At 60.6% G+C, this 23,442-nt stretch carries 16 protein-coding genes, 1 tRNA gene and 1 pseudogene; 9 read left to right on the top strand and 9 right to left on the bottom strand.

Annotated elements, in window-relative coordinates; translation table 11 throughout:
- Positions 1-312 precede the first annotated feature (312 nt).
- On the bottom strand, positions 313-723 hold the full coding sequence (locus ACZ5Y5_RS09770) for a hypothetical protein (protein ID WP_464808451.1): 411 nt from the start codon (positions 721-723) through the stop codon (positions 313-315).
- A gap of 195 nt (positions 724-918) precedes the next feature.
- Here ACZ5Y5_RS09770 and ACZ5Y5_RS09765 point away from each other — a divergent pair, with 195 nt between their 5' ends.
- Genes ACZ5Y5_RS09765 through ACZ5Y5_RS09755 form a run of 3 tightly spaced genes read left to right on the top strand, consistent with a single transcriptional unit; the run spans position 919 to position 2,167 of the window.
- Positions 919-1,338 (top strand): hypothetical protein, encoded by a 420-nt coding sequence (locus tag ACZ5Y5_RS09765; RefSeq protein ID WP_464808450.1) that lies wholly within the window; start codon positions 919-921, stop codon positions 1,336-1,338.
- Between the two features lie 57 nt (positions 1,339-1,395).
- Positions 1,396-1,986, top strand: coding sequence for a recombinase family protein (locus ACZ5Y5_RS09760; protein ID WP_464808449.1), 591 nt, complete (start codon positions 1,396-1,398; stop codon positions 1,984-1,986).
- Between the two features lie 10 nt (positions 1,987-1,996).
- Positions 1,997-2,167 carry a hypothetical protein gene (locus ACZ5Y5_RS09755; protein WP_464808448.1) on the top strand — a complete coding sequence of 57 codons (171 nt, stop codon included), beginning with the start codon at positions 1,997-1,999 and terminating at the stop codon, positions 2,165-2,167.
- A 506-nt stretch (positions 2,168-2,673) separates the two neighbouring features.
- Here ACZ5Y5_RS09755 and ACZ5Y5_RS09750 read toward each other — a convergent pair.
- Positions 2,674-2,961: a hypothetical protein gene (locus ACZ5Y5_RS09750; protein WP_464808447.1), complete on the bottom strand. Its 288-nt coding sequence runs from the start codon at positions 2,959-2,961 to the stop codon at positions 2,674-2,676.
- Positions 2,962-3,083: 122 nt separating this feature from the next.
- Between ACZ5Y5_RS09750 and ACZ5Y5_RS09745 the strand changes: the two genes are divergently transcribed.
- The gene (locus tag ACZ5Y5_RS09745) at positions 3,084-3,569 is read left to right on the top strand and encodes a carboxymuconolactone decarboxylase family protein (protein ID WP_464808446.1); all 486 of its coding nucleotides are present in this window, start codon (positions 3,084-3,086) and stop codon (positions 3,567-3,569) included.
- 181 nt (positions 3,570-3,750) lie between these two features.
- Here ACZ5Y5_RS09745 and ACZ5Y5_RS09740 read toward each other — a convergent pair.
- Positions 3,751-3,993: pseudogene (locus ACZ5Y5_RS09740) on the bottom strand (EAL domain-containing protein); the annotation flags it as partial.
- A 285-nt stretch (positions 3,994-4,278) separates the two neighbouring features.
- Between ACZ5Y5_RS09740 and ACZ5Y5_RS09735 the strand changes: the two are divergent.
- A complete protein-coding gene (locus ACZ5Y5_RS09735) occupies positions 4,279-6,804 on the top strand; it encodes an autotransporter domain-containing protein (protein WP_464808445.1) in 2,526 nt (841 codons plus the stop codon).
- A 362-nt stretch (positions 6,805-7,166) separates the two neighbouring features.
- Here the strand turns inward: ACZ5Y5_RS09735 and ACZ5Y5_RS09730 are convergent, their stop codons facing one another.
- The 3 genes from ACZ5Y5_RS09730 to ACZ5Y5_RS09720 form a co-directional block, all read right to left on the bottom strand.
- Entirely contained in the window at positions 7,167-7,820 is a 654-nt protein-coding gene (locus ACZ5Y5_RS09730) for a TetR/AcrR family transcriptional regulator (protein WP_464808444.1), read from the bottom strand.
- A 75-nt stretch (positions 7,821-7,895) separates the two neighbouring features.
- Entirely contained in the window at positions 7,896-8,216 is a 321-nt protein-coding gene (locus ACZ5Y5_RS09725) for a hypothetical protein (RefSeq protein ID WP_464808443.1), read from the bottom strand.
- Between the two features lie 24 nt (positions 8,217-8,240).
- Positions 8,241-9,689 carry an NAD-dependent epimerase/dehydratase family protein gene (locus ACZ5Y5_RS09720; RefSeq protein WP_464808442.1) on the bottom strand — a complete coding sequence of 483 codons (1,449 nt, stop codon included), beginning with the start codon at positions 9,687-9,689 and terminating at the stop codon, positions 8,241-8,243.
- Positions 9,690-9,822: 133 nt separating this feature from the next.
- On the opposite strand from ACZ5Y5_RS09720, the gene ACZ5Y5_RS09715 reads away from it, so the two are divergent.
- The 4 genes from ACZ5Y5_RS09715 (at position 9,823) to ACZ5Y5_RS09700 (ending at position 13,844) form a co-directional block, all read left to right on the top strand.
- Positions 9,823-11,550 carry an FAD-binding protein gene (locus ACZ5Y5_RS09715; RefSeq protein WP_464808441.1) on the top strand — a complete coding sequence of 576 codons (1,728 nt, stop codon included), beginning with the start codon at positions 9,823-9,825 and terminating at the stop codon, positions 11,548-11,550.
- A gap of 710 nt (positions 11,551-12,260) precedes the next feature.
- Positions 12,261-12,626: a peptidyl-prolyl cis-trans isomerase gene (locus ACZ5Y5_RS09710; protein ID WP_464808440.1), complete on the top strand. Its 366-nt coding sequence runs from the start codon at positions 12,261-12,263 to the stop codon at positions 12,624-12,626.
- Positions 12,626-13,549 (top strand): HupE/UreJ family protein, encoded by a 924-nt coding sequence (locus ACZ5Y5_RS09705; protein ID WP_464808439.1) that lies wholly within the window; start codon positions 12,626-12,628, stop codon positions 13,547-13,549. Before ACZ5Y5_RS09710 ends, ACZ5Y5_RS09705 begins: the two co-directional genes overlap by 1 nt.
- On the top strand, positions 13,443-13,844 hold the full coding sequence (locus tag ACZ5Y5_RS09700) for a HupE/UreJ family protein (protein ID WP_464808438.1): 402 nt from the start codon (positions 13,443-13,445) through the stop codon (positions 13,842-13,844). The genes ACZ5Y5_RS09705 and ACZ5Y5_RS09700 overlap by 107 nt, the downstream gene beginning before the upstream one ends.
- 668 nt (positions 13,845-14,512) lie before the next feature.
- Here the strand turns inward: ACZ5Y5_RS09700 and ACZ5Y5_RS09695 are convergent.
- The 3 genes from ACZ5Y5_RS09695 to rpoB form a co-directional block, all read right to left on the bottom strand.
- A tRNA-Gln gene (locus tag ACZ5Y5_RS09695) sits at positions 14,513-14,586 on the bottom strand.
- Between the two features lie 217 nt (positions 14,587-14,803).
- Positions 14,804-19,060, bottom strand: coding sequence for a DNA-directed RNA polymerase subunit beta' (rpoC, locus tag ACZ5Y5_RS09690; protein ID WP_464808437.1), 4,257 nt, complete (start codon positions 19,058-19,060; stop codon positions 14,804-14,806).
- Between the two features lie 83 nt (positions 19,061-19,143).
- A complete protein-coding gene (gene rpoB / locus ACZ5Y5_RS09685) occupies positions 19,144-23,307 on the bottom strand; it encodes a DNA-directed RNA polymerase subunit beta (protein WP_464808436.1) in 4,164 nt (1,387 codons plus the stop codon).
- Positions 23,308-23,442: the final 135 nt, after the last annotated feature.

Genomic DNA, 23,442 nt, shown 5'->3' with positions numbered 1-23,442 from the left:
GACCACCTTTCCAAAACCATGGCGGAACTCTGCCACCTCGAACTGGCGGAAACTCGTTTTCCAAAACCGGGGTGGGGACGAGTTCTGGAAACGGTTCGCAATTCAGTTGAAAACGGAATGCGGAATCAACGGAAGATCGGGAGATGAGATCGTGGCTTGCGGGTGCGACCGTCGGGGCGGACTGGGCTATCCCTGAGTGGGTCATATAGAATGCCACTTCGGCCATCTTGATACCCTGCTTCATCGCCCCGCCCCAATCTCGCGAAATCATATTGTGGGCTGGGGTCCCAATGCTGAGGCCCCAGCCTGCTATCAAGCGGAGCGGCGAACGCGCTCAGGGAATGAATAGGTCGAACCGCTAGAATAATGAGAGTTCAGCGCCTTGGTGACCTTGACGCCCCGTGTCTCATAGCGGCCACCGATGTGCTCGATAATATACCGGACGATGCGCCCGGTCAGGCGCTTCATCTCGTCCTCAAATGCCTCTTCCCCGATTTGAGAGGCGAGAAGCGGCTCGATACCCACCACCGGCGGACGGGACGAGGCGGAGCACACCGCGCCGATCAGCATCGCTACGCCAATGCGTGAGGTAAGTAGACGGTAGATGTGTTGCCCAGTTTCGCTCTCAAACGCAGGGGTGTGGGAGCCCGCATCGAATTTGAGATCAGCGAGGTTGGGATCACGGTCGAGCGAGACACGATCAGGCGTGTAGTTCTTAAGCATATCAGTCTCCTTAAATGAGGAGTTACCGCTAAGCGGCGGATGCTCTAAGGCGAGCAATGCGGTAATAACACCACTGCGATTCAAATCCAACGATTATCTCATCTCACTGTCGATCCTGAAATTACCAAACTAAATGAACTACTTGACTGTTTCAGGAACTGTGCGATCTCACGTGCGGATCACTGAGGAGGCCGGATGGAGCGCATTGAGTTGGAACTCATCGGTGACGAGATCGCCCTCACCATCGAGGCAGACGATGGGTCCGTGTCCGCAATGCGCCGGATCAGTCCAGCTAATGCCCTGACCTTGGCGACGTTGCTGACCGGCGAAGCACCCGAACTGACCCTCAACATCGATCTCAACAGCGGCGTCTCCCTCGTAATAGACCACTGGCCGCACAAAACCGCATTTTTAGAGATCGCTTGCCCGAAGGGAGGCAGCGCGGTCGCCTTCTTCGAAGGTGGTGTGATCCGCGAGATCGGCCAATGCCTGCATCGCCTTTACCTCGCGGCCAATCGCTCAGGGACTGAAGGCATGGCCCATGTCTTCTCAGCAGCTTACTGCTATCCCGATAAGGGCGACCCCCGCGACCAAGCCGATCATCCGCCGCCCTGAAATTATCGAACTAAAAGAACTACTTGACGCATTCCGGAACTGTGAGAGCATAGCGGAATGACCAAACGCATCGCCCTCTACACCCGCGTCTATCAGGACAGCCAGACCACCGAAAACCAGCGCCGTGAACTCCTCGCCGTCGCTGAACGCAATGGCTGGGAGATCGTCGCGGAATATGAGGATCAGGGTATCTCCGGCGCAAAAGGTCGCGATCAGCGTCCGGGCTACGATGCGTTGATGAAGGCCATCGCGCGCCGGGAGATCGACATGGTGGCGTGCTGGGCCGTGGATCGTCTCGGACGCTCTCTTCAGAACCTTGTCACCTTCCTCACTGAGATCAACGCCAAGGGCGTGGACCTCTATCTCCACCAGCAGGCGCTCGACACCTCAACACCCAGCGGACGCGCCATGTTCGGCATGCTCAGCGTATTTGCGGACTTCGAACGCGAGATGATCCGCAGCAGGATCATGGCCGGGCTAGCACGTTCCGAGAAGAAATCCGGACGGCCTCCACTCGATCCTGAGAAGGCTGAGAAAATCAGGCGTTCCCTGAACAAGGGCATGAGCATCAATGCCACAGCCCGCAAGCTCAAGGTGGGCGTTGCGACCGTCCACCGGTTCAAGCAGCAGATGGCCAAAGCCGCATGAGGAAATGACCATGAAAGACATCCCGACATTGGGCGCGGAACGCTATGCGGCACTCAAAGCCAAGGTTGAAGCGAAGCGGAAAGCTGACGCCGAAAGGCTGCGTCGCGCTGAAGAATCGTCCGATGATGATGCCGGGATCGTGAATGAGGACGGGCAAGGGCCATCGAACGATCCGGCCTGACGATCCCAACTGATCGTCCCTGTCCGATCCATCCAAGCGCGACTCAGAGCCGACCCATAGCTTGCTCATCGCGACCCTGAGGCTCTGAGAAGACCTCATCCTATCGGCGGCCCTTCGTGGCCGCCGATCTCTTATGCGCTGGGTTCTGGGCAGAAATGCGGGTCCCGTAAGCGGACTCAAACTGGCCCTGCTGAAAACACAGGAGAAACCCTCAATGTCCGACGAAAATAACCCCCTCAACCCGGAGACCTGTCACGTAAGCGGCACCATCGCTTCTTCTCAAAACGTTCAAAAACGTTGATTTTCTGCGGTTCCGAGAGATTCTGCTCTTCTCGGTGGTCTCGCTTTGTTCCAAGAAATACCCCCAAATGGCTCTGAAAGCCGCAGAAATCTGTGCCTTTCCAGCACTTGATAGTGCCTATCGAAAAACCGACGCGATGCATCGCGCGGCAAGCTGCGCTGGATCGTTATCGACGAAGCCCATAGCTATTGGTTCTTCCTCTTGATCAGCCCCAACCTGCATCGCGTGCCGCTGCTAGCAGGTTGGCGGTGGTGCCACGAAAGAAGGCCAGAGCGGCGGCATCTTCGAAAGAGGGCGCATCGCTGACATCAACTGCGACCGCAGCACTTTTCAGCGCCTGGCCCAAGCCCGAGTCAGTCAGCGCATCGATGCCGGTACTGGGCGACGCGGCAATGACTTCATGGCCCCTGGTCCCCAGAAGGCTGACAAGAGGCCGACCGATCAGTCCGTGCCCCCGATGATAACGATCTTCATGTCCATGGCTCCAATGCAAGCGTCTGCCTGCATGACGAGATCGCTGTGACCAGTGTGACATGGGACGACAGCAGCATCGAAAAATATGTGCGCCATGATGTCACGACGCACTGGCCTGCCTCGTCAAGCCGGTGAGCGTCGATGATCGGCGCCAATGACGAGGAAAGCATCATGACCGAGATGAAACGTTTGAATTGGTCCGAAATCGCGCCCGAAGGCGCCAAGGCTCTCTTCGGGATCCACCATTATGTGACAAAGAACACGAATCTTCCCGAAGAGTTGATCCACCTTGTCTTCCTGCGTGTTTCGCAAATCAACGGCTGCGCCCATTGCATCGACCTGCACACGCGCGATCTGCTCAAGACCATGCCGATCGACAGGGTTGCTCTGATCCCCGTCTGGGCTGAGGTGCCGCATTTATTCCCCGACCAGTATCGCGCGGCGCTGGCCTGGGCTGAAGAGGTGACCAACGTCAGCACTACCCACGCCTCTGACGATGCATATGCGGCGGCAGCCGCCGTCTTTGCACCAAAGGATCTGGTCGATCTCACGCTTGTCATCGCGGCGATGAACGCGTTCAACCGTTTAGGCGCGCCATTCCGTCTTCCCGTTGCAGCCAAGCCATAAACGCACGGAGGCGGGCGCAAACTCTTGCTCCCGCCTCTTGGCAGCAGCACTCCCTCATACGACATTCAGCTCCTGATTTTGCCATCCTAAGTGCGGACGGCTGCATTCCTGTCACGCTGGCGCCGCCCTACTCCGCAGGGCAATCCTCTCGGCCACGCCCCGAAGAGCGCCGCGCGCAGCTTTACGCCGCCCTCGACAATGATGTTCTCATGGCGTTGTGCGCTACGTCGCGAACGGAACTGCGGTCGATCTTGACCTCGCTCTGCGGAAAGCGCGCGAGATATCGCAGGTGGGAATAAGCCGTGCCGAAATCATCGATCGAAATGTGGACGCCCAAACGCTGGAGATGCTCGAAAGACCGGCGGATGTCGTCCGACTGGGCAACCATCCGATCCTCGATGAGTTCCAGCCTCAGCCATTCAGCATAACAGCCCGTCTCTGCCCGATCTGATCAGTTCTTAATCTCTATCAATATAAATGGGAATTTTGAACGCGGATTATGTGAAATGGTAATATTGAAAGTGTAATCGCCGAACAGTGAACCGTTAACCTATAATCCGATCCTATTGGAGAAACCGGGGAACTATCGTTTATCATCGTCGTTTCCCGGTTCAGCTGCCTATCAGGGAGCGTAAAAAGGGATTTACAGATGAATTCGAACAAATTTTGGCATTCCGCTCGTCGGAATGCTGCGCCTTCGCGCGCGTTTTTGGGCGCCACTGGCCTCGCGGGATCGCTCGGCATTTTGATGTTGGCCGTGCCCAACGTCGCGCTGGCCCAGGATGAATGCGGCGTGCTGCCCGCGGCCGGCGGTGTGGTTTCCTGCCCTGCGTCCGGCAGCCCCTATCCAGCCGGCATCACCTACCTTCCCACGGCCGACTTGACGGTTGTCCTGCCCGCCAACCTTTCCATTCAGACAGTCACGCCTGCCACTCCCGGCGTTCAGATCTTGGGCGCGGGTGATCTGGCGCTCGACGGCAGCGGCGCATCCGTAGCGACAAGTGGCGCGCTTTCGAACGGCGTGACGGTGTCCAGCCTGGGCGGTGCGGCGGACGTGGAACTGGCATCGGTCTCCACTACTGGCGAGGGATCTACGGCGGTATCCGCCCTATCAGACACCGGGCCTGCCAGCGTGATAACGACGGGCAACGTCACCTCCACCGGCCGCGGCGGAGCAGGCATTTCGGCAGTGTCGGGAACTGGCGATGCATTCGTTTCCGCGAACAATGTCAGCACAGTTGCTGCGCTGCCCGCGGACATAGCGACTAGCCGCAGCGCCATTTTCGCGCAGGGCGCCAACGCGGCGGTGATTTCCACTGGCACGGTGACGACGGCCGGTAGTGCATCCTTGGGTGGTGCTTCCGATGCCATCTCCGTCACAGGGACGGCAGGCGATGCCAGTGCGGTCGTGAATAATGTCGCGGCCAGCGGCGACACGTCGCGCGCGGTCGCGGTGACCGCCAGCAACAATGCCAGTGCTACCGTGAATGGCCTGGTTTCGGCTTCCGGTCTCGGCTCCGACGCCGTGGCGGTCACGGGCGGAAATCGCGCGCTGGTCACTGTGGGTCCGAATGGTCGCCTGTCGGCGGCTGACGGCAACCTCATCACGCTGACGTCGGTCAATGGCAGCACCCTGTCCAATTCCGGCACGATCGGTTCCAATCCCAATGGTTTGGCGGTCCAGGCGCTCGGCGGTCCCGCAACGATCAACAACAGTGGTTCCTTGTCCAGCGACATTGTTCTGACCGCCGGCGACGATACGGTGAATAATAGCGGCAGGTTCGTCGTTGGCCCCAACCCCGATTTCGGAGCGGGCAGCGACGCCTTCGTGAACACTGGCTTGGTCAGCGTTGGCACGGGCGCCACGGTGGCGGGTGCATCGACATTCACGGGCCTGGAGAGCTTTTCCAACGCTGGCCTGGTCGATCTTCGCAATGGCGTAGTGGGCGATACCCTCACGCTTCCGGGCACCTTCTCGGGCACGGGCGCAAGCCAGTTGGGTGTCGATGTGAGCGCTGGCGGCAGCGATCGGCTGATCCTGGGTGGGGCGGCCACGGGTACAACCACCGTGCTGCTTGATGCGCCGTCCCTTAGCGCACCCATCTTCACCTCGGGCACCGCAATCGTTCAGGCGGGTGCCCCGTCCGCTGCGTCGGCTTTTCAGTTCAGCGGGGGCTTCCAGAATGCTGGCCTCGTTCGATATGAAGTAGCTTATGACCCCGCGACGCTGTCTTACAGTGTCACGGGCGGACCAAGCGACGCAGCGTTTCGTACGCTCAATTATGTGAATGGCATCCGCAGCCTGTGGATGAAGTCCGCGGACGTGGTCACCGCGCAACTGCGGTCGCGCCGCGATTCACTGTGGGCGCATGGCGATACCGCGAACTCCGGCAAGTTCTGGCTACAGATGCACGGGTCGGTCGAGGATCGGGGCGGAAGGCGGACGGTGTCCAGCTTTGGTCAGAGCCGTGTCATCAACACGGGCTACAAGCAGGATTATTACGGTGGACAGGCCGGCTTCGACTTCGGTGGCGGCGTTGGTGAAAAGGGTGGCTTCGCCCTGGGTGTGACCGGCGGCTATATAAATTCCTCGCAGAACTTTGCCGGTTCGCCAGACAGGATCAACTTCAACGCGGTGAATGCCGGTATCTATGGCAGCTTCACCTCGGGCAACATCTTCGCCAACGTGCTGGGCAAATATGATCATTATTGGGCCAATGCCAACAGCCCGACCGGCGGCTTCAGACAGAAATTCAATGGCTCCGTCTATGGTGTCCGTGGTGAGGTCGGTCTGCGGTTCGGCAGCGACGCCTTCTTCATCGAGCCTGCCGCAAGCCTGTCTTACACGCGCTCGAATATCGACAGCTTCTCGGTCCTTGGCACCACTGCGGACTTTAATGAGGACGATGGCCTGCGAGGCCGCGTCGGTGGGCGCATCGGCGGACAGGTGCAGATTGGGGACACGGCCGTGCTGGCGCCCTATATAGGAGCTAACTATGTCCACGAGTTCAAGGGTCGGGACGAGGTGAGCTTCAGCAACGGCGTGCAGACGGTCGCCTTCACCAATGACCGCATGAGGGATTATGGTGAAGCGGTCCTGGGCGTCACCATTGGCCAGACGAGCGGCATTTCCGGCTTCTTAGAGGCTAATTATGTGCGCACTTTCAGCAACGGCGGTGGCTCCAACAGCCTTGAAGGCGCTGGCGGACGCGCGGGCTTGCGCATCCGCTTCTAAATGAAAATGGGTGCCGCGGTCGATCAGGCCGCGGCACCCATAGCGACCTGGATGCGGCCGCTCCACCAGCACCGGCACCCAGTTCTTCACCAAATTCGTGCGCCGGTTTCCATGACTGTATCGTCTATGTCGGACACGATGCCCCAATGATTGTCCGCAGCTGGCGCGATGATAGGCACGGAAATGCTGAGCAAGTCGCCACCGCGATAGATGAACTAAGACTTTCGGCTTGAGACAGGTGACTGAGAAAGCTGCCAGGGTTTGCGCGAAAAAGCGTGGTGAGTGAACGCATGTGAATGTGGAGGGCTCAAGAGCAGGGCGGCACGTTCCGAAAACATACTGCCCCAACCAACCTCACGAAGTCACCAGCGTTCACGGACATGCATCAGCAGGTCGATGAGGCTCCACCCATAAGCCTCGATATCTTCAGCTTGGGCTACGCGAATCAGGTCCTGCTGCAAGAACCAGCCATAAACGGCTGAGATGATGTGCTGCGCTACTTCTTCCGGAGATCTCGCCGGCACAGCATCGCGCTGGGCGGCAGCATCGATGTCATTCGCCAGCAGTTCGACAGCTCTCTTGTACCCGAGTTCGTGCATCATTGGGGCGAGTTCGGGAAAGCGATGCCGGTTGGACAGCATCAAGGATTGAAATGCGCCGAACAGCGGATCGACCAGCAATGCCGCCATGTCACTGACGCGCAGGCGCAGGATGGATCGGATATCCGCCGTGGCATCGGCCGCTTGCACCCGCGTGCCCGAATACCATAGCGAAACGGTATCTTGGATGACGGCCCGGAACAGCGCTGCCTTGGAAGCGTAGCGGCTGTATAAAGTCGCTCGCGTGATGCCTGCCGCCGCGGCGACGCCTTCCATCGAGACGCCGTCAAATCCCCCTTTCAGGAAAAGAGTGCGCGCGGCGCTCAATATCGTTCCTTCGATGCGGGCGACCTCTTCTGCCGACGGACGCCCGCGTCGCATGGCAAGCTTTTCAGGAACCGGTGTCGTGCGTTGCATCCGCCGCTTTTCGTCGCGGGCGGCGCGAATGGCAATGCCATTGGGGCGCAATAATGGGCTCGGCGCTGACGCCCTCTAACGTCGCATCTTGGCGAAATCGGTGTCGATCGCCGCAAGCTGCTTGTCGCTGATCCTGCCCATTGCGAAGCGCTGGAGACCCTTCAGGGTGAATGTCCTGGCCAGTTTGATCCTGGAATCCGTCGAGAAGTCTGGAATATGCCTGTCCACAATCGCGCGCGCGGCAGCATTGTCCAGCAGGGCGCCGATCGGGGTGGCTTCGGTCGTGAAGCGGGGGCGGACCGCTTTTTCAGGGTGCGCGGGCGTCCCGCTCTCGGCCGGGGAAGTAACAATGGCGAGAGCGCAGGCCGCAAGGCAGGAGGCAAGGACCGGTTTCATATCATTTCCCTATGTCCTGGAAGATCAGTGCTCTGCAGGATGCGCGGTCGGTCCTGGCCAAACCTGAGCCAGGAAAGCGTTCTTCTCAGCGGCGCGCGCGTAGCTGTCGATGTCGATCTGGCAGGTCGGGCACCAATGACCGCCGGCAAGATAGAGGTTGGGCGACATGGAGAAGCGATGGCCGAGGCTGCATTCCCACTCGACCGGCGTATAGACGTCATTGACATGCTCGGCCCGACAGGCGCCGCCTCGAAAGATGGCGGCCGCCTTCATGTCGTCCAGGGTCCACTCAGCCTTGGGCTTGGTGTCGTCATAGCCATGATCGAGCAGAACCGGTTCACGCGACGGCTGCGCAAAGCGGAAATCATCCCAATTCGTCGGGAGGCGTTCCCACGCTTCCCGAGATCCGAAATAGGCGTTGATATGTTCGACGTCATTATGACGAATCCAGTAGAGCGGTCCTTCGGGCGCTTGCGCGGTCTTGAGAATTTGCTTGCGCGCCACGCTGGGGAATAATCGCATGAACGTACGGATGGCCCAAGGGATATGCCGGGGCAACTCCGCGAAGAAGTCGTCGATCGTGCGCTGGCGGTAGGGCACCAGTTCGTGCAGCCGATCGGAATCGCTATACCATTGTCCATGGAAGTTGCGTGTCGCCAGCCAGTTGGGATCGAGCATCGGCCGAAAATCGCCTGCGCCCATTGCGATCATCGTCTTGGCCATAAGTTCATGGTTGACGAGTCTGGACGCCGCCCCGCCGCCGATATTGTAGAAATGGCGCCAGAAATGATCTGGGACAGCATCGCCGCATAGCGCCGCCATCAATCGCGCCGAATCCTCGACGGTGGACCATTCCATCACGCCATTGGGTGGATTGTGGAACATGATGGGTCCCTTGGTCCGCCACATGTCGTAATGCGCCATGCCGGTCTGCCGGATAGAGACCCAATGCTTCAGACCGGACTCGGCGACGATCGCCTCGCCTTGCGCCTTCGTTCCCGCATAATGGCCATTATAACCGATGCGGATCGGATCGCCGGTGCGGCCCCAATGGACGGGCGGGTTGCGGCTACCGGTCTGCGCGACGGTGCCGATATAAACCAGGCGGACGTCGTCCGCATTGGGTTGGCGTTTGATCGCTTCCACCACATTGCGCGTGCCGCCCACATTCACCTTCTCCACCACCGACGGCGGCAGCGTATCCGCAAGCGGAGACACCAAAGCGCCCATGTGCAGGACGATATCGGTTCCGGCCACCGCGCGCTCGACCGATGCAGCGTCGGTCAGGTCACCCCATGCGAAATCGACCTGATCACGCTTGCGCAACCGGCGGATCACAGGATGCTTCTTCTCTTCCGGGCGCACGAGCACCCGGACCTGTATCGCTGGCGACTGCAGCAAGGCCTCGACCACGGCACGGCCCATATTGCCGGTGGCTCCTGTCACCAGGACGACAGTTTCGGATTTCTGCACGCGCATACCTTTCCTGATCCGGAATTTCGCGCCGGATAATTGCATCCCGGTCGATTGCCAATTGAAATATGCAGCAATGTATATTTAAGAGCGCAGTCCCTCCGTCGAGGGACCGGCAGGAAGCGGAGTTACAATGGCGACCCTCACACAGAATGAGCCCCGTCCGGGCGATGCCCATTGGCACAGCGAAGTTGAGGCGCCATTGCTCATCGATGACGCTGACGCGTTCGGCTGGGATCGTGCAGCCGACGTTGTAGTCGTCGGTTATGGCGGGTCCGGTGTCTCGGCCGCCTTGCAGGCGCGGGAGGCTGGTCTTTCGGTGCTGGCGATCGATCGGGCGGCGGGCGGTGGCGCTACGCGGATCAACGGCGGTATCTTCTATGGCGGCGGTGGCACTCCTGCACAGCAGGAGGCCGGGGTCGAAGATTCGGCGGAAGAGATGTTCCGCTATCTGCAACTGGAGACGCAGGGCGTTGTGCAGGAGGACACATTGCGCCGCTTCTGCGAGACAAGCGCCGAGACCGCGCGCTGGCTTGCAGGGCATGGCGTTCGTTTTGAGGGGCGGCTCTATCCGAAGAAGACGAGCTATCCGCATACGGATTATTCGCTTTATCATTCCGACAACAGCCTTGCGCCTGATTACAAGGCGTCGGCGAAGCCTGCAGCCCGCGGTCATCGCGCACTGGTAGACAAGCTCGATGCGCCGATGGGCTATGGCAAGGGCCTGTATGACCCGCTCCGCGCGTCGGCCGATCGGGCTGGCGTGCAATGCATGACATCGACCAAGGTGAAGCGTCTCATCATTGATCGGTCCGGCCGGGTAGTGGGGGTTTCCGCCGTTGAAATTCGTTCCGACACGCCGGACGGCAAGCGCTACGCTGCGTTGATGCAACGGGCGACCGGCATGGTGCTCAGGCTGCCTCCTTCCATGCCAGGTGCGACGCTGATCGGACGCATGGCTGATCGGCTGTTCGCGAAGGCGCGCGCACTGGAAAAGAAAATCGGTGTGACGCGCCTCATTCGCGCTCGGCGGGGCGTCTGCCTTGCCGCCGGCGGGTTTATCTTCAATCGCGCGATGGTCGCGCATTATGCACCCAAATATCTGAAAGGGATGCCGCTCGGCACGCCGGGGGACGACGGCAGCGGCATCCGCCTCGGTCAGAGTGCCGGAGGAGCCGTGTCCCGGCTGCACCACGCTAGTGCGTGGCGCTTCATCAATCCGCCGATGGCATGGGCGCGTGGCATGGTCGTGGACGCCAAGGGCCAACGCTATGTGAACGAGATGCTCTATGGCGCGTCCATAGGCATGCCGATGGTGGAAGACCGGCAAGGCGTATGCTGGATCGTGCTGGACCGCGATCAGTTCCGCCAAGCCAAGGCGGAGGCGCGTAGCAAGTCGGTACTGAGCTTTCAACGCTATCCGGCGTTGGCGGCGATGATGTTCGGAACCAGGAGGGGAGGCACGCTCGAGAGCCTCGCCCGCAAATGCGGCATCGACCCGGATGGGCTGCGCGACGCAGTAGCCAACTATAACCGGCTAGCGGACACGGGTGAGCGCGACCCCTTCGGCAAGGCTCATGAGGATATCGCGCCCGTGCGGAAATCACCTTTCTACGCCATCAATATGTCGATCGACGCTAAGCTCGGCTTCCTGCCGGTCCTCACCCTGGGCGGGCTGAAGGTCGACGAAGGCAGCGGCGCGGTCGTGAACGAACAAGGCGAGAAAATTCCGGGCCTGTATGCCGCGGGTCGAACGGCCGTGGGGATTTGCTCCAACATTTACGTCAGCGGACTGTCGGTTGCAGACTGTGTCTTTTCCGGAAGGCGCGCCGCGCGATCGATTGCGTCTGAGGTGGGTTAGAGGCGAGCCCGGCAAGATGTGCCGCTTAATAGCCGCAAGATAGGTTCTGGCTCCCCACCAGGGGCGAGGAGCCAGACAACCTCAGATTTCCGCGCCCTCTGCCAATGTCAGTGCGTGCTCCACAATCTGACTGTGCCTTCAATCTTTGTGTGCCCCAGCAGGCTCCCTGGCTTTCACAGGAAGCAGCGCCACATCGCTCGACTTGCCGCAACAGGTAAGTGGAATGTCAGGAAAATCTTGAAGAAGCGCCTGCGGGCTACGCGAGATCCTCTATCCTGACTCTAATTGCCGTCCTCGCTTCAGGACGTTCAATCACAGGAATAGGTCCCGGGTGCTGGGAAGCTGCATGTTCCAATCACGCATGGAGCGCTGGAAACTGTCTGAGCGAAGTTTTCAAAGGGTCAACATCGGCGTTCGCAGGACCGATGCCGGAATGCAAAGACTGCCATTGGTCGTTGAGGAGGTTTTCTGGCTGAAGGCGTCAAAGTTAAATTGGACGATCTTTAGAAAATTGCGATCTTGTATCGAATGGCTCGACCCGTCCTCGATCCATCAATATTCCTTTGGGAAGGGTCATCCAAGGAGCAGAAGCGATGCCGACAAAACATGTGGCGAAGCTCTACCGTCGATATGACGTCTCCGCGATCACGCTTGATCGAATTGACTGATATGTGCTGCCCGCGTCAGCTGGAGGCAGAGCGCGAAAAGCCGTGGCAGTGCTGCTTCGGGAGGGGGCCTCGTCCACCGTCGTCGCCCGTCTCGGGCTGAAGGCTGCTGATCGCATGAAGGATGGTGAGGAATATTATTTCGCGGCGAAGCTACACCTGGGGGACCGGCTGTTCGCCGTGGCGTGGGTGCTGAAGGATGGTGCCATATCGGCACCTGTGCCGATGGCAGTCGGAATCCATATACTGGTGGTCAAGCATAACAGCCAGCCCCAGCCGCGCGCGTTTGAGGAGGTGCGGGATAGGGGGTTGGGCGACTACATTTCTGATCAGGCGAAGGTGCTCACGGCCGGCAACGAGCATTTCCTGCGTAAACGCGCAGATGTGGTGATCCAGCGGGGCTTCGATTGATGGCGGCCCGATTTTGGCATGGCTGCCTGTTGGGCCTTGTCATGGCCTGTGCGGCGCTCCTCATGCCCGGCATGGCCATCGCCTACACGCGCAGCGAGTCGCATAGCGCATGGACGCTCGACGGGCGGCTGGTCCATATGAGTTTCAGCGTCGCGGATGCCGAGGCACAGAGGATCACAAGGGATGGATCGCGCCCCTCTGGCGAAGCCTTCCTAGCCTATCTGACGCCGAAGGTGGGCGTGACGGCAGCAGGCAAGCCCTGCGCGCTCACCGCTCCGCCTCGAATGGTTGCAGCCGCGCCAGGTTTTCTGAGGGCCGAATTCCAATATGGCTGCCCGTCCACAACCGACATGCGGCTGGTGTCCAGAGCCTTTTTCGAACGGGTTCCGACGCACATCCATTTCGCGCAGATTCAGCGGCCGGACGGCGAATTTGTCGAGCAACTGATGAGCGCGGACGAGCAGGGGATCGAGCTCGACGAAGCGGGTGGCAACAGTCTTGATAATGCCAGCTTCTGGAAATTCATCGAAATGGGGGTGATGCATATCTTCACCGGCGTCGACCATATGGCGTTTTTGGTCGGGCTGGTCCTCATTTCCCGCCGCTTGCGCGACCTGATCTTCGTCGTGACGGGCTTTACCATCGGTCACAGCCTGACGCTTGCGCTGGCGGTCACAGGAATCATCCGCCCCCATGGTGACTTCATCGACGCGCTGGTGGCGTTGACAATCGCGCTGGTCGGAGTGGAAAATGTAGTCATGGGGTCGCGGCGGCCCGGCCTCATCGCCTTGTGGACGGGGGGGCGCACTTGCGTTGATGGCCGGGCTGCGCATCGCCGGTGTAGGATTACTGCCGCCGCTGCTGCTGGCGGGATCGGCTATCTTCGCGGCCTCTTACCCCATGCTGTCGGGGCAAATCCGTGATGCAGGACGCCTTCGTCTGGTTGTGACGCTGGTCTTCGGGCTGATCCACGGCTTTGGCTTTGCCGCCGATCTGCTGGAAAGCCGCCTGCCGCCTGGGAAGCTGGCGCAGATATTGGTCGGCTTCAATCTGGGAGTGGAGCTTGGGCAGCTATGCATCGTGTTGCTACTGGCCGGGTTAACGATGTTGCTTGCCCGCTTCCGGCTTGCTCTGCCGCGCCCGATCGTCACAGATTTTGCGGCGGCGTTTCTGGTAGGGATCGGGGTGTATTGGTTCGTGCAGCGCAGTTTTGCATGAATAGATTGGACAGGTTTTGATCTTTGGATTGCGCCAATAGTTAGCTGGAAAGGTATAAATATCGATTGCTCGCATGAGCGTTGTAGAGGCCGATTTCTGATTTTGGTTCGCAACCTGTCGGTCTGGAATCGTCTATGGGCGGTGTTCTGCTATAAACTCGCTCAACTTGGCAGGCAGAGTCGAACTTTATCCATCAGGTTAGAGTGAAATCCGGGCGCCCCTAAGCCCACGATCTGACGTTTCGGAAGGACTCAGGCAGGCGCCCGCATGCGGTGGGCCCTGCCTGTCGAGCGGTTCAAATCCTGACGGTGAATGTGCGACTACGGGAAGCACTGCTTTCCTGCCTGATTTGCTCCAGCCGCTGGCGAATTTGACGGCGGCGGCTGAACGCGCGGAGTGCTTTTCTTACCAAGCTTGTCACGACCCCTCCTTTGATTTGGAGGGAATTTAGCGACAGCTTTAGCCGCTGCAATATGTCGTTCGGCATGCGGAATGAGTGAGAGGCAGCATTCGCCGAAAGATGGATTTGGCCCGCCAAGGGAAACGGAACATCCTAATTTTTAGAAGAAAACCGTCGCTGCCGCGGCCTAGTTACTAAAGGCGCAAGCCAGGCGGATAGGAGAATCTTCTCGCCCATGGCCGACGTGAATGAACAGTGGAGAGAAATCTGGATGCCCGACAAGGATTCGAACCTTGATTGACGGAGTCAGAGTCCGCTCTCTTACCATTAGAGGATCGGGCACCAAGGCGGGCGTCACCCGCATCGGAAGCGCGCAGATAGGCTGGTTGGACCGGCTGGTCAAGGGGCATGCGCCGGAAAAATTCCGCGTGCTTGGGTCATGAAAAAGCCCGCCGGACATGCTGTTGCGTCCGGCGGGCTCTTTCATCTTCCCTTGCGGGATCGATGGGCTTGGGAGCCGCTCCTGATGTAGGAAGCGGCATCCCTTATTTCAAAGGTCTCAGTCGAGATCCTGGGTGGTGAAGTCCTCACCCTGGACCACGCCCAGCGGATCATCGCCGATAGCGGCTTCCGGACCCTGCGCGAGTTCGGCGGCATGCTCTTCAGCAGCCGTCTTGGGCGCGATCAGGTCGACCTGGCTCGACGCCCGCAGAGCGGCCCGCATTGCCGCGTCACGCGACGAGGCGGCAACGCGCATGCGGTTCATGCCTGCGCCGGTGCCCGCCGGGATGAGGCGACCCACGATGACATTTTCCTTGAGGCCAACCAGCGTGTCCTTCTTGCCCTGAACCGCTGCTTCCGTGAGGACGCGAGTGGTTTCCTGGAAGGAGGCGGCCGAGATGAAGGAACGCGTCTGGAGCGAGGCCTTGGTGATGCCAAGCAGCACCGGCTTGCCCGCGGCGGGCTGGTAGCCGGCCGGAAGCTTCGCGTTGATCTCGTCCATTTCCTCGCGGTCGACCTGCTCGCCCACCAGCAGGGTGGTGTCGCCGGATTCGATGATCTCGACCTTCTGCAGCATCTGACGAACGATCGTTTCGATGTGCTTGTCGTTGATCTTCACGCCCTGCAAGCGATAGACTTCCTGGATTTCCGCGACCAGATATTCGGCCAGCGGCTCGATGCCGAGAACTTCCAGAATGTCATGCGGGTCGGGCGAACCACCGATCAGGTTGTCGCCGCGCTTCACATAGTCGCCTTCCTGAACGTCGATCACCTTGCTCTTGGGGATCAGATATTCGACCGGCTCGCCGCCATCCTCGGGATTAATGGCGATCTTGCGCTTCGCCTTGTAATCCTTGAGGAACTGAACGCGGCCCGACACCTTGGCAATGATCGCATTGTCCTTGGGCTTGCGGGCTTCGAACAGTTCGGCGACGCGCGGCAGACCGCCGGTGATGTCGCGGGTCTTCGCAGCTTCGCGGGAGACACGCGCCAGCACGTCACCGGCCTGCACCTGTGCACCATCATCGACCGACAGGGTCGCACCCACCGCCAGCATGTAGCGAGCGGCTTCGCCTGACTGATCGTCGAGCAGGGTGAGGCGCGGACGCAGATCTTCCTTGGCGCGAGCCGAGCCGCGGAATTCCGTGACCACACGCTGGGCGATACCAGTCGCTTCGTCAGTCTGTTCGGTCAGCGTCTTGCCGTCGATCAGGTCCTGATACTTCACGATACCCGGCTTTTCGGTGATCACCGGCATGGTGAAGGGGTCCCACTCGGCGAAGCGGTCGCCCTTCTTCACAGCGTCGCCATCCGCAAACAGGATGGTGGCGCCGTAAGGCAGGCGGTGCGTTTCGCGTTCGCGGCCTTCGGAGTCGATGATCGCGATCTCGCCGTTGCGGGCAAGCGACAGGCGGCGGCCATTCTTGTCGGTGATGGTCGGCATGTCGCGCAGCTCGATCGTGCCGTCCGACAGGGCTTCCAGGTTTGACGTTTCATTGAAGTTCGCCGCGCCGCCGATGTGGAAGGTACGCATGGTAAGCTGCGTACCCGGTTCACCGATGGACTGCGCCGCGATGACGCCGACCGCTTCACCGATATTGACCGGCGTACCACGGGCGAGGTCACGACCGTAGCACTTGCCGCAGACGCCCATTTTGCTTTCGCAGATGAGGGGCGAGCGGATTTTCACGGCCTGGGTACCAATGGCCTCGATCTGCGCGACCAGCGCTTCGTCGAGCAGCGTGCCGATCGGCACGATGACCGAACCGTCCTTGCTGTCGACGATGTCCTGCGCCGTAGTGCGGCCCAGGATACGCTCGCCGAGCGAGGCGATGACCGAACCACCCTGCACGATGGCCTTCATCTCCAGCGCCTTTTCGGTGCCGCAATCTTCCTCGACGACGGTGCAGTCCTGGCTGACGTCGACCAGACGGCGGGTCAGGTAACCCGAGTTCGCCGTCTTGAGCGCGGTGTCGGCCAGACCTTTACGAGCGCCGTGGGTCGAGTTGAAGTATTCAAGGACGGTCAGACCTTCCTTGAAGTTCGAGATGATCGGCGTTTCGATGATCTCGCCGCTCGGCTTGGCCATCAGGCCGCGCATACCGGCGAGCTGCTTCATCTGGGCCTGCGAACCACGGGCACCGGAGTGCGCCATCATGTAGATCGAGTTGATCTGGGCCATGCGGCCGGTCTGCGGGTCCCTGGGCTGGGCGCGAATCTCGTCCATCATGGCGTTCGCCACCTGGTCGCCGCAACGGCTCCAGGCGTCGATCACCTTGTTGTACTTTTCCTGCTGGGTGATCAGCCCGTCCTGATATTGCTGCTCATAGTCAGCCACCAGCGCCTTGGTTTCGTCGACCATCGCGGTCTTCGAATCCGGGATCACCATGTCGTCCTTGCCGAAGCTGATGCCGGCCTGGAACGCGTGGCGGAAGCCCAGCGCCATGATGGCGTCGGCGAACAGCACCGTGTCCTTCTGGCCGGTGTGACGATAGACCTGGTCGATAACGTCCCCGATTTCCTTCTTGGTAAGAAGGCGATTGACGACGTCGAAGGGCACCTTGTGCGACTTGGGCAGACATTCGCCGAGCAGCATGCGGCCCGGGGTCGTCTCGAAGCGCTTCATATACTGATTGCCGGCTTCGTCGGTCTGCGGCACGCGGCTGATGATCTTCGAGTGCAGGGTGACGGCCTTGGCATAGAGCGCCTGATGGACTTCCTGCATGTCGGCCAGCAGCATGCCTTCGCCCGGCTCGCCTTCGCGTTCCATGGACAGGTAATAGATACCCAGCACCATGTCCTGCGAGGGGACGATGATCGGCTTGCCGTTGGCGGGCGAGAGGATGTTGTTGGTCGACATCATCAGCACGCGGGCTTCCAGCTGGGCTTCCAGCGAAAGCGGGACATGCACGGCCATCTGGTCACCGTCGAAATCAGCGTTGAAGGCCGAGCAGACGAGCGGGTGCAGCTGGATCGCCTTGCCTTCGATCAGCACGGGCTCGAACGCCTGAATACCAAGGCGGTGGAGCGTCGGCGCGCGGTTCAGCATGACCGGGTGCTCGCGGATCACCTCGTCCAGGATGTCCCAGACCTCCTTGCGCTCCTTCTCGACCCACTTCTTGGCCTGCTTCAGGGTCATGGACAGACCCTTGGCGTCGAGGCGGGCGTAGATGAAGGGCTTGAACAGTTCGAGCGCCATCTTCTTGGGCAGGCCGCACTGGTGCAGCTTGAGTTCCGGGCCGGTCACGATGACCGAACGACCCGAATAGTCGACGCGCTTGCCGAGCAGGTTCTGGCGGAAGCGGCCCTGCTTGCCCTTGAGCATGTCGGACAGCGACTTCAGCGGACGCTTGTTGGCGCCGGTGATGACGCGGCCGCGGCGGCCATTGTCGAACAGGGCGTCGACGGCTTCCTGCAACATGCGCTTTTCGTTGCGGACGATGATGTCCGGCGCGCGCAGTTCCATCAGCCGCTTCAGGCGGTTGTTACGGTTGATGACGCGCCGATAGAGGTCGTTGAGGTCCGACGTCGCGAAGCGGCCGCCGTCCAGCGGCACCAGCGGGCGCAGTTCCGGCGGAATGACCGGCACGACGTCCAGGATCATCCATTCGGGGCGGTTACCCGATTCAAGGAAGCTCTCAACCACCTTCAGGCGCTTGATGATCTTCTTGGGCTTCAGTTCCGACTTGGTGACGGCCAGTTCGTCCAGCAGCGCCTGCTTCTCGCCCTCAAGGTCGAGGTCCATCAGCATCTGCTTGACCGCTTCCGCGCCGATGCCGGCGGAGAAGGCGTCCTCGCCATATTCGTCCTGGGCGTCGAGCAACTCGTCTTCAGTCAGCAGCTGGAACTTCTCCAGCGGCGTCAGGCCCGGCTCGGTGACGATGTAGCTCTCGAAGTAGAGGACGCGCTCAAGCTGCTTGAGCTGCATGTCGAGCAGCAGGCCGATGCGCGAGGGCAGGGACTTCAGGAACCAGATATGCGCGACGGGCGCGGCCAGTTCGATATGGCCCATCCGCTCGCGGCGGACCTTCGACACCGTGACTTCGACACCGCACTTTTCGCAGACGATGCCCTTGTACTTCATGCGCTTATACTTGCCGCACAGGCACTCATAGTCCTTGATCGGACCGAAGATGCGGGCGCAGAACAGGCCGTCACGCTCGGGCTTGAACGTACGGTAGTTGATGGTTTCCGGCTTCTTGATCTCGCCGAAGGACCAGCTGCGGATGCGCTCCGGAGAGGCAAGCCCGATCTGGATCTGGTCGAAGGTTTCCGGCTTCTGGATCGGATTGGCGAAGTTCGTCAGTTCGTTCATTTTTCAGTCCCTCTAGAGGGTAAATTGTTCGGGGCGGGGCAGGGGAGGCCTTTGCCTTCGGAGGGCAAAGGCCAGAGGTCCCCTTATTCCGCCGCCTGCGCGAAGCCGTCGTCGTCCGAAATCTCGTCCATGGACGCGAGTTCGACATTGAGGCCCAGCGAGCGCATTTCCTTGACCAGCACGTTGAAGCTCTCCGGGATACCGGCTTCGAAGGTGTCGTCGCCCTTGACGATCGCTTCGTACACCTTGGTACGGCCGACCACGTCGTCCGACTTCACCGTCAGCATTTCCTGCAGCGTGTAGGCGGCGCCGTATGCCTGGAGCGCCCACACTTCCATTTCACCGAAGCGCTGGCCGCCGAACTGCGCCTTACCGCCCAGCGGCTGCTGGGTGACAAGCGAGTAGGGGCCGATGGAGCGTGCGTGGATCTTGTCGTCGACAAGGTGGTGCAGCTTCAACATGTAGATGATGCCGACAGTCACCTTGCGGTCGAACTTGTCGCCCGTGCGGCCGTCATAGAGATCCGACTGACCCGACGAGTGCAGGCCTGCCAGCTCCAGCATCGCCGACACGTCGGCTTCGCGGGCGCCGTCGAACACCGGAGTCGCCATCGGCACGCCGCGCGACAGATGTTCGGCAAGATCCACGATCTGATCAGCCGTGCGGCCTTCGATCTGATCGGCATATTGCGGACCATAGGTTTCGAGCAGACGGGTCTTCACCGCGTCTGGCATCTCGCCGCCCTGCGCGTTCGGATTGGCTTCACGCCATTCTTCCAGCGCATGCTTGAGCTGCTGGCCCAGGCCGCGGGCGGCCCAACCCAGATGCGTTTCGAAGATCTGACCGACGTTCATGCGCGACGGAACGCCCAACGGATTGAGCACGATGTCGACATGAGTGCCATCCTCCAGGAACGGCATGTCCTCGATCGGCAGGATGCGCGAAATGACACCCTTGTTCCCGTGACGGCCGGCCATCTTGTCGCCCGGCTGCAGCTTGCGCTTCACCGCGACGAAGACCTTCACCATCTTGAGCACGCCCGGAGGCAGTTCGTCGCCGCGCTGCAGCTTGTCGACGCGGTCCTCGAACTTCTCGACGATCAGCTTCACCGCCTCGTCATACTGCGCCTTGACGGCTTCGATGCCAGCCTGACGCTGGTCGTCCGCTACGGCGAACTTCCACCACTCATGACGCTCGACTTCGCCCAACAGAGCCTCGTCGATCTCGACACCCTTCTTCACGCCCTTGGGAGCAGCCGTTGCCGTTTGGCCGAGTAGCATTTCCTGGAGGCGGTTGAAGGTCGCACGGTTGAGGATGGCGCGTTCGTCTTCACGGTCCTTGGCAAGACGGTCGATTTCCTCCCGCTCGATCGCCATGGCACGCTCGTCCTTGTCGATGCCGTGGCGGTTGAAGACGCGGACTTCCACGACCGTACCGGCAACGCCCGGCGGCAGGCGGAGCGAGGTGTCGCGCACATCGCTCGCCTTTTCGCCGAAGATCGCGCGGAGCAGCTTTTCTTCCGGGGTCATCGGCGATTCACCCTTGGGCGTGATCTTGCCGACCAGAATGTCGCCCGGCTCCACCTCGGCGCCGATGTAAACGATGCCCGCCTCGTCGAGGTTGCGCAGCGCTTCTTCACCGACGTTCGGGATGTCGCGGGTGATGTCTTCCGGCCCCAGCTTGGTGTCGCGAGCCATGACCTCAAACTCCTCGATATGGATCGAGGTGAAGACGTCATCCTTCACGATCCGTTCGGAGATCAGGATGGAGTCTTCGTAGTTGTAGCCATTCCAGGGCATGAACGCGACGAGCGTGTTGCGGCCCAGCGCCAGCTCGCCGAACTCAGTCGACGGGCCGTCGGCGATGACGTCGCCGGCTTCGATCAGGTCACCGACCTTCACCAGCGGACGCTGGTTGATGCAGGTGTCCTGGTTCGAACGCTGGAACTTCTGCAGCGTGTAGATGTCGACGCCCGACTGGCCTGGTTCGATATCGCCGGTGGCGCGGATCACGATACGGGTCGCATCGACCTGGTCGATGATACCTGCGCGGCGAGCCGCGATGGCAGCGCCCGAGTCACGCGCCACGGTGCCTTCCATGCCGGTGCCGACGAACGGCGCTTCGGCGCGTACCAGAGGCACGGCCTGACGCTGCATGTTCGATCCCATGAGTGCGCGGTTGGCGTCGTCATTCTCAAGGAACGGAATCAGCGAGGCCGCGACCGACACCAGCTGCTTGGGGCTGACGTCCATCAGGGTGATGTGGTCCTTGGGCGCCATCAGGAATTCGCCCGCTTCACGCGCCGAGATCAGGTCTTCGGCCAGCGTGCCATCATCGTTCAGCTCAGCGTTCGCCTGAGCGATGGTGTGCTTGGCTTCTTCCATCGCCGACAGATAGACGACCTCATTGGTCACCTTGCCGTCGATCACCTTACGGTAGGGCGTCTCGATGAAGCCGTACTTGTTGACGCGGCTGAAGGTCGCGAGCGAGTTGATCAGACCGATGTTCGGGCCTTCGGGCGTTTCGATCGGGCAGATACGGCCATAGTGCGTCGGGTGAACGTCGCGGACTTCGAAGCCCGCGCGCTCGCGGGTCAGGCCGCCCGGCCCAAGTGCCGATACGCGGCGCTTGTGGGTGACTTCCGAGAGTGGGTTGGTCTGGTCCATGAACTGCGAGAGCTGCGAGGAGCCGAAGAACTCACGTACCGCGGCCACGGCGGGCTTTGCGTTGATGAGGTCGTTCGGCATCACGGTCGACACGTCGACGCTCGACATGCGCTCCTTGACGGCACGCTCCATGCGCAGCAGGCCGACGCGGTACTGGTTTTCCAACAGTTCGCCCACCGAGCGGACTCGGCGGTTGCCGAGATTGTCGATATCGTCGATCTCGCCCTTGCCGTCCTTCAGGTTCACCAGTTCCTTGACCACGGCAAGGATGTCTTCGGTGCGCAGGGTCGTGACGGTATCCTCGGCATCGAGGTCGAGGCGCATGTTGAGCTTCACGCGGCCCACGGCCGAGAGGTCATAGCGCTCCGGATCGAAGAAGAGGCCAGCGAAGAGAGCTTCGGCGGTTTCCTTCGTCGGCGGCTCGCCAGGACGCATCACGCGGTAGATGTCGGACAGGGCCTGGTCGCGCTCCTCGGCCTTGTCGGCCTTCAGCGTGTTGCGGATCCAGGGGCCGGTCGTGACATGGTCGATGTCGAGCAGTTCGAGGCGGTCAATGCCTGCCTTGTCGAGCTTTTCGAGATTTTCCGGCGACACTTCGTCACCGGCCTCGATGTAGATTTCGCCCGTCTGCTCGTTGATGAGGTCATAGGCGCTGTAGCGGCCATAGACTTCCTCGGTCGGGATCAGCAGGGTTTCGAGGCCGTCCTTTTCCGCCTTGTTGGCGGCGCGGGGCGAAATCTTGTGACCGGCGGCGAATACGACTTCGCCCGACTTCGCATCAACGATGTCGAAGGCCGGCTTCTGGCCGCGCCATGCTTCGGCGGAATAGGGGATCTGCCAGCCGCCTTCGCCGCGCAGGAAGGTCACCTTGTTGTAGAAATAGCCGAGCATGTCCTCAGCCGTGAGGCCGAGCGCATAGAGCAGCGCCGTGACCGGCAGCTTGCGCTTACGGTCGATACGGACGTTGACGATGTCCTTGGCGTCGAATTCGAAGTCGAGCCACGAACCGCGATAGGGAATAACGCGCGCCGCGAAGAGATATTTGCCCGACGAGTGGGTCTTGCCACGGTCATGGTCGAACAGCACGCCCGGCGAGCGGTGCATCTGCGACACGATGACGCGCTCGGTTCCGTTGACGATGAAGGTGCCGTTCTGGGTCATGAGCGGCATGTCGCCCATGTAAACGTCCTGCTCCTTGATATCGAGCACGGAGCGGGTTTCGGTGTCCTGGTCGACTTCGAACACGATCAGGCGCAGCGTGACGCGCATGGGTGCTGCATAGGTGATGCCGCGCTGACGGCATTCCTCGACGTCGTATTTCGGTTCCTCCAGCTCATAATGGACGAAGTCCATTTCGGCGGTGCCGGCGAAATCGCGGATCGGGAAGACCGAGCGCAGGGTCTTTTCAAGGCCCGACACATAGCCGATCGAAGGGTCGGAACGGAGGAACTGCTCATAGCTCTCCCGCTGAACCTCAATCAGGTTCGGCATTTGCACCACTTCGTGGATGTCGCCGAACACCTTCCTTATGCGCTTCTTCGCGCCGGTGTTGCTGATCGGGGGGAGAGCTTTGGTCGCCATTGCGTATCCTGCCTGTTGTTCGTCGCATTTTTTCGCATCGCAGCGAAAATTCAGCCTGACATGGAAGGCGAAAGGGGCGATTCGCTCCTCTGCATCCACGCAAAAAAGTGCGGGCCGGGACTGTCCGATCCGCAC

The organism is Sphingobium sp. TomTYG65 (assembly GCF_055395525.1).
This window is presented reverse-complemented; position numbering and strand designations above follow the sequence as displayed.

Excerpts from the sequence above, each read along its gene's own strand:
- ACZ5Y5_RS09770 (WP_464808451.1), bottom strand. The coding sequence starts at position 723 with ATGCTTAAGAACTACACGCCTGATCGTGTCTCGCTCGACCGTGATCCC.
- ACZ5Y5_RS09765 (WP_464808450.1), top strand. The coding sequence starts at position 919 with ATGGAGCGCATTGAGTTGGAACTCATCGGTGACGAGATCGCCCTCACC.
- ACZ5Y5_RS09760 (WP_464808449.1), top strand. The coding sequence starts at position 1,396 with ATGACCAAACGCATCGCCCTCTACACCCGCGTCTATCAGGACAGCCAG.
- ACZ5Y5_RS09755 (WP_464808448.1), top strand. The coding sequence starts at position 1,997 with ATGAAAGACATCCCGACATTGGGCGCGGAACGCTATGCGGCACTCAAA.
- ACZ5Y5_RS09745 (WP_464808446.1), top strand. The coding sequence starts at position 3,084 with ATGATCGGCGCCAATGACGAGGAAAGCATCATGACCGAGATGAAACGT.
- ACZ5Y5_RS09730 (WP_464808444.1), bottom strand. The coding sequence starts at position 7,820 with ATGCAACGCACGACACCGGTTCCTGAAAAGCTTGCCATGCGACGCGGG.
- ACZ5Y5_RS09725 (WP_464808443.1), bottom strand. The coding sequence starts at position 8,216 with ATGAAACCGGTCCTTGCCTCCTGCCTTGCGGCCTGCGCTCTCGCCATT.
- ACZ5Y5_RS09715 (WP_464808441.1), top strand. The coding sequence starts at position 9,823 with ATGGCGACCCTCACACAGAATGAGCCCCGTCCGGGCGATGCCCATTGG.
- ACZ5Y5_RS09705 (WP_464808439.1), top strand. The coding sequence starts at position 12,626 with ATGGCGGCCCGATTTTGGCATGGCTGCCTGTTGGGCCTTGTCATGGCC.
- ACZ5Y5_RS09700 (WP_464808438.1), top strand. The coding sequence starts at position 13,443 with ATGGCCGGGCTGCGCATCGCCGGTGTAGGATTACTGCCGCCGCTGCTG.
- rpoC (WP_464808437.1), bottom strand. The coding sequence starts at position 19,060 with ATGAACGAACTGACGAACTTCGCCAATCCGATCCAGAAGCCGGAAACC.
- rpoB (WP_464808436.1), bottom strand. The coding sequence starts at position 23,307 with ATGGCGACCAAAGCTCTCCCCCCGATCAGCAACACCGGCGCGAAGAAG.